General features: G+C 55.8%; 5 protein-coding genes. 1 reads left to right on the top strand and 4 read right to left on the bottom strand.

Annotated features, from left to right (window positions below; all coding sequences use genetic code 11):
- Positions 1 to 19: 19 nt before the first annotated feature.
- The 4 genes from VGU00_RS20055 to VGU00_RS20070 form a co-directional block, all read right to left on the bottom strand.
- Positions 20 to 3,058, bottom strand: a complete 3,039-nt coding sequence (locus tag VGU00_RS20055; protein WP_327471734.1) for a hypothetical protein — start codon at positions 3,056 to 3,058, stop codon at positions 20 to 22.
- Complete coding sequence (locus VGU00_RS20060; RefSeq protein ID WP_327471736.1) at positions 3,048 to 3,437, bottom strand: hypothetical protein; 390 nt, start codon at positions 3,435 to 3,437, stop codon at positions 3,048 to 3,050. Before VGU00_RS20060 ends, VGU00_RS20055 begins: the two co-directional genes overlap by 11 nt.
- Before the next feature lie 11 nt (positions 3,438 to 3,448).
- On the bottom strand, positions 3,449 to 4,051 hold the full coding sequence (locus tag VGU00_RS20065; protein WP_327471738.1) for a hypothetical protein: 603 nt from the start codon (positions 4,049 to 4,051) through the stop codon (positions 3,449 to 3,451).
- Positions 4,052 to 4,161: 110 nt separating this feature from the next.
- Positions 4,162 to 4,827 carry a hypothetical protein gene (locus VGU00_RS20070; RefSeq protein WP_327471740.1) on the bottom strand — a complete coding sequence of 222 codons (666 nt, stop codon included), beginning with the start codon at positions 4,825 to 4,827 and terminating at the stop codon, positions 4,162 to 4,164.
- 108 nt (positions 4,828 to 4,935) lie between these two features.
- Here VGU00_RS20070 and cas1 point away from each other — a divergent pair, with 108 nt between their 5' ends.
- Positions 4,936 to 5,925: a CRISPR-associated endonuclease Cas1 gene (cas1, locus tag VGU00_RS20075; protein ID WP_327471742.1), complete on the top strand. Its 990-nt coding sequence runs from the start codon at positions 4,936 to 4,938 to the stop codon at positions 5,923 to 5,925.
- Positions 5,926 to 6,000 lie beyond the last annotated feature (75 nt).

Below are 6,000 nucleotides of genomic sequence, written 5' to 3' on the forward strand. Positions count from 1 at the left end.
CCCATTTCTCATGAACATCTTAGATAAAGCTCCTCGGGGAAATCAACCTGCCAATATCAATTCTCGTCTGATTGATCCGTTCTGAAGCGTGTTGAGGGGGCAGGGCTTGTCGTGGTTTGCAGCGAACTCGACGCAATCCTTGTCGAATGATCTCATATGAAATTCTCGTCCGCACGTCTTTGCCCTCACATATCTTTTTGATGGAGGCTCTCGCCAGCCCGGTTGCATCGGCAACGGGCTTTTGGCCATAGAGCGCGGCGGCTTCGCGTATCGCATTGAACATCTCGGTGGCATCATTGGGATTGCAGCCAAACATGGTCATGGGTTCAAATCCCAGCCCAATCAGGAAATCTTCCTCCCAGCGATCGGCTTCCTTGCCGATGTATTGGATTTCGCTGGCGGTTACGTGGCGTAGTATCGTTTCACCGCGATGGAATGCCTCGCCGTTACGGAACTTGCTTTCCTGCCGGTAGGGATAGGGCGCCAGCATTTCGGCATAGGTCTTTAGCTGTTCGACGGAAACAGGCTCTCCGGTAATCCGATCGAACGCTTGAAATATGGCAATGTCGCGATCGGAATGAAAAGGAGCTATCGGGTGAATATCCGTTGCCTTTCCGCCGCCAAGGGCCTCCGCTCCGGTGAAGTCATAGCCCCGCTTTCTGGCATGTAGGCAATAAAGCAGGCCGAACGGCTTCACCCGATCAGGATAAGCCCGATCGCCATTGATTGGGTCCATCCAACGGAGCAGCGCGGGGCTGGATGCGCCGTATCGGCTGATTGCCGGTTTCAACAGCGCCGAATGAAAATCGAAACGCACCGCTCCCGGCGCGCCGGACAGTTCGTGCAAGAGGGTGGCGTACCAGACGTCATATTGCCAGCGGGCGAGACGGTCCTTGCCTGCCTTCAACCCCTCGATCGGGAGAGGAAATTCGGGCGCGCCTTCATCGTCTTTATAGGGTGGAAGCAAATGCCCAAGCCCGTGCGCCGACGCCTTGCGGATTATCGGTCGCCCCTCATCATCGATATTGAAGAGGGCATAGCGCTTTGACGCGATAGCATAACAATAGAGCGGTTCATGAATGTCGGTTCCGGGCCGGAAATTGACATCCTCCACCTTGAGTATGCTGTCCTGCCATCCATAGGGATTCAGCGGCACGAACCACTCTGAAACTCGTCCGGCTCGATCGAGGAAATCGGCTTCATCCATTCCATCCGGCATGGCCAGCGCAATGCTGTCAGTATCGCAGAAGGCCCAATTCAGTCCTTCCGCGCCCGCTCGTTGCTGCGCCAGTGCCAACATTAGGCGTGCCGCACCCGTTATCAGCGTACCCAGCAATGGGTGAAAACAGGGGCCGGGTTCCTCGCTTTTGGAGAGCAATGCGGCGAAAGATTCCTGACCGTGGACATGAACCGTGCGCCAGACCTTGCGCTCTTCGTCCTGCGTGTTGATCTGCACGAAGATTCCATAGCTGGTCGAATTGACCATGATCTTGAGGAATTGCCGAAACTCCTCTGCTTCCTTCCGGTCGGGCTTGGGAAGTTTGCGGATGCGCTGTCGTTCTCTTTCCCGCATCACGATCAATTCGCGGAATGGGTCATCCCGATAGGGATCGATCGTCAACCGGCCTAACAGGCTGATCGGTTTCATCCCCTTCTGCGGCGGCCCCGGCTCGAATGTGACAGCCTCGACAATTTCAGGCACTTTGCCGGAATGGAACTTGGAGGCGAGGCAGTCGGCCAAGGTAAACCATAGCGGTGTCTCGCAGGTAAGCGGGTTGAGACCGATGGATGCATGCTGTTCGCCCTGATAATAGGTGCGCACCGGGAACATATCTTCTGCGCATCGTACCCGAACAAGCGTGGTGAGTTTGCGCCATGCCGCCTGTTCCCGCCAATCATCGGCCTCGGTATTCGCGAGTAAGTTGCGAACTTCGTCGGTGGAATCGCGTTCGACAACATTTCGGGCAATGACAAATGACCATAAGCCCATGAGGGTGCAGCCGGTCGGATACATGGACATGAAATCGGTCTGGACGACGCGAACGGGTTTGCGTCTGATGCGAACTTCGGTTCGCCCGCCGAAATAGCTGTGGAGGCTGCGCGCGATCCGGGCAGGATCGCTATCCGCATTAATCGTGATGCCCATGTCTGACAGCATCGCCTTGCCCAAACCCGCTTCTGACAAAATGCGGTGCAAGGGCGTACTCAGCCCGTAACCGGCATAGCGATCGCGGAGCACGCAAAAACACTCCCATGTCGCCTGCACATCGGCGCGGGCATAATCGAGATAGTCGAAGGTCAGCGCCTTGCCATGCTCGCTGGTCCCGGTCTTTTGCGTCGGTGTGTCCAGCGTCCGGCACAGCTTTTCCAAACTATAGCCGCCACTCAGCAAAGCGCTTGCCAATGTACGTACATCGATGAACGCGCCGCGATCGGCAGGAATATCGTCGCCTCGCTTGCGGGTTGATCGGGCCTTGCCGGGATTAGGGCTGGTAGAACCGATCAACGCCAGACGGGGATTGAGATGCTTGATTTGAATACGCGGATCGTTGCCGCCATCCCAAAGGCACAGACTATGCGCTCCTTGCATCTTCCGATTCCACTTGGAGGCCTTGGCTGGTGCGCTACCGATCGCGACACGCGAGATGTCGAACGGCAGATTGAAACCGACGACCTGTCCGCCCGCTCGCAAAACTTTGCGGAATAGCGCCCGGAAGGCGTCGAGCGTTACAGGGGATGCCATATCGCGAGCCGCTGCATGGCCATGGATTACATCGGTATCCCCTGTAAACGCTTCGTTGGGATCGTAAAACAGGCGCTCGTCGATGCGGGTGCCATCCCGATAAAGCTGATAGAAGCCGATCCGGCACCGCATCGCGGGATCGAGTGTGGTTTCGGTATCAAACACCAAATATATGTCGGCAGGACCGATCGCCGGAATGGCGCGGCGGCTTTTCCTCTGTCCACTGTCAGCCGTTTTCCCAGCGCTCGTCGGATCGTCCGGTGTCGTCGAGAAAGCACGGATCAGAATGGGAAGCACATCACCATCAGCCGTCATGGTGATTATCCTCGCCCGGCTTTGGAAGCGGCGGCAAAGCTGTGCTTCCTGTCATCCAGTCGTGAAGCTCCCGATCGGTATCCAACGCGAGTTGCATCATGATGATGCGCCCACGGATCATTTGAATGAGCCGGGCCAAGCCGGGATCGGTGCCGGGCGGAATGGGAGGATAGTCTTTCTGCATGTCGCTCGCCTTATCGTGACAGGAATGACAGAGCCGGATGACGCGATCGTCATATTTGCGGCCTGCGATGTGGTGGAGTTCGTATCGCACCGCCCACTGATGTTCGCCGCATATGCAGCAGAACGGATTGTGCGTGCCTTGCTTGCGGAGCCGCTCGTGTTTTCGACCAAGCCGGTTCCATTCGGCATCATTCATCGCCCGCCCCCTCAGTGCATGTGAAGGTGATAAATGCGGGTCCAATCAATCTCGTCGCCTGTGACGGTAAGACGATAGAGGTGATTGGGATCGGTCGAGAGACTATAGACGCGGCCCTTGTGGTCGGTGATCGTGACGCCGGACCATTTTTCCCTGAACGCGGGAAACAGGCTTTGATCGGTCAACGCCCGATGAGCCTCGTCAAAATGCTCCCCAGCCAGTCTCGCGGGTTCATGTCCGGCCACTTTGACAACGACTGCGTTGTTGTGGCCTTCGACAAGAAGCGGGACGCGGCGGGAACGAGTGTCGTTGAGCGTCCAGACACGCCCTTTGCGTTCGGCGCCAGCCTGTTGCTTGGCGTAGGCCGACAACCGCTCGCGGCTGACACCTACCTTCTTTGCTGCCGCGCTTATGCCGTCACCTGCACGGATAGCCTTGATTGCATCTTCAAGTTTAGGATCGGGTTTGGTCCGCTTGGGTGTCGCGCCGCGCTTTGAGACGTAGGCCAACCCCGCGCCGGGATGGCCGCGAGCCTGCGAACGGGTCAGGCCGCGGTTGGCGGCATTGGCGATGCGGCGCTGATATTCAGCTTTGTAATCACGCTTGCGGGCCACTCATCACGCTTTCGACTCCATCGCGGCGGGGTTGCTGCGAATGAGTCAAAGCATCTCGATTTGGTCGATGGAGGGCGAATCATCTTATGATCGAGTTGGAAGGCAATTCATTATTCTGAATTGGTTTTTATTCGCCGGGTTCCGCAAACCGCATTGACATATTTCGCCAGATTTTGGTCGCTCAGGCCGGAACCATCGGAGTAAGTGCCACCTATTTCCTGCCTTATCAGGTCAAAGGCCGATTTTCGGGGAATGGCGCAAAAATTAGGATTTCGGCTTTGGGCAGCAGCGATTGCGGCGCGGATCGCATCACCCGACCCCTTTGGGCCGGGATGTGGTTTGCTCCAACCGACAATTTTCGTTGGATCAATGATTTGTATTTCGGAGTAGGTCGAACCGCGAGCGACCATCTTATTTCGTTTCCAGCCAATATCGGGGCATTCAAACAACTCCGCTGCAATTCGCACCGGAGCGCGGCTCCGCGAAGGGGCTATCCGAAAGCCATAAGCGTACAATTGATCGTTGAATAATTCGTCCAATAGCAATTCCTGCAATTCGCTTTGGAATTTCCCGTATTCCAACCATTTCTGCATTGCTGATGCGGCCAACTTCGACATGTCGGCGCCCGTCCGCATATTGCCCGCTTGCTCGTTCAATGCTTCCAGTGCCGACAATTCCGAATAACGGCGCTTGGCGTCGGGATTGGCAAATTCAAACCACGCGTCATTGAGCGGTACACCGTTTTCCCACATTTCCCGATTGCCCGGATTTGCCATTTCTCAATTGCCCGATTGAACGAATTTTCAATTCTATCACGACATCAATTTCATTCGGTTAACCCTCAAATTATGAGGGGTTTGCGGCTAATTATGCTATGATTGGCAATGCTGCACGATACCGATATTCACGCAGGCGAAATTGCCGACGAATGGGCAATTCGCTCCGAAAGTTGGCTTTCTGAAATCGAGAAACTGCAAAAACCGCGACGACTTCGCGAGCGCAACGTCAACGCCCTGATATTGGCAGGTCATGGCAATTCGATGCGGGTCGAAAAGGGCGCATTGGTCGTCAAACAGGGTTTTACCCATTATCCACAAAAGCAGGAATGCCATCGCTATTTCAAAGGCGATTTAGATTTGCCGCGCATCATTATGCTATTGGACGGCAGCGGCTCACTATCGTTCGACGTGCTAAGCTGGCTGGCAGAGCAATCTATTGCCCTTGCTCGGATTCAAAGTTCCGGTGACATTGCCATTGTTGCCAGTGGTAATGGATTTACGAGCGATCAGGCCAAAATTGATTGGCAGCGCGAAACACTGGCCTGCCCCACGCGGCGCATGGAATTTGCCCAACGGCTCATTCAGGAAAAGCTGGCGAACAGCATAGAAACTCTCGCCCACCGTTTGCCGCAGCATCGCGACACGGACAGGGCCATTGCGCGGGCCGAGCGCGGCATTGCCGAATTGGACAAGCCGCTGGACGATATGCAGCAGGTTCGGGCCATCGAAGGCGAATGCGCCTCGCTCTATTTCCGGGCGTGGCAGAATTTGAACTTGCAATGGAAAACCTCAAAGCGATTCCCAGTGCCGGAAAGCTGGCTGAACTATCGGGGGCGTAGTTCGGTCCACGAATGTAAACCTGAAAATCGCCGCGCCACTGACCCAATCAATGCCATGCTCAATTATGGCTATGCGGTGATGCACAGCAAATTGCAGGTCAAAGCCATCGGCGATGGCTACAGTCCGCTTCTCGGGATCATGCACCGGCAAAAGCGATCGAGCGCCAGTTATATTCTCGACATGCTCGAACTGACGTGCTCCCCTGATTGTTACCAGTCAGAGGTAGAGTCCGGCTCCTTCATGATGGTTGATTGATGGGATGGCAATGGTCCTGGGGGCATGCCCCCAGGACCATTGCCCGGCGATCTCGGCGGGGGTTTGCCCGCCCAG

The sequence above is a fragment of the Sphingopyxis sp. genome (assembly GCF_035944815.1).
GTDB lineage: Bacteria > Pseudomonadota > Alphaproteobacteria > Sphingomonadales > Sphingomonadaceae > Sphingopyxis.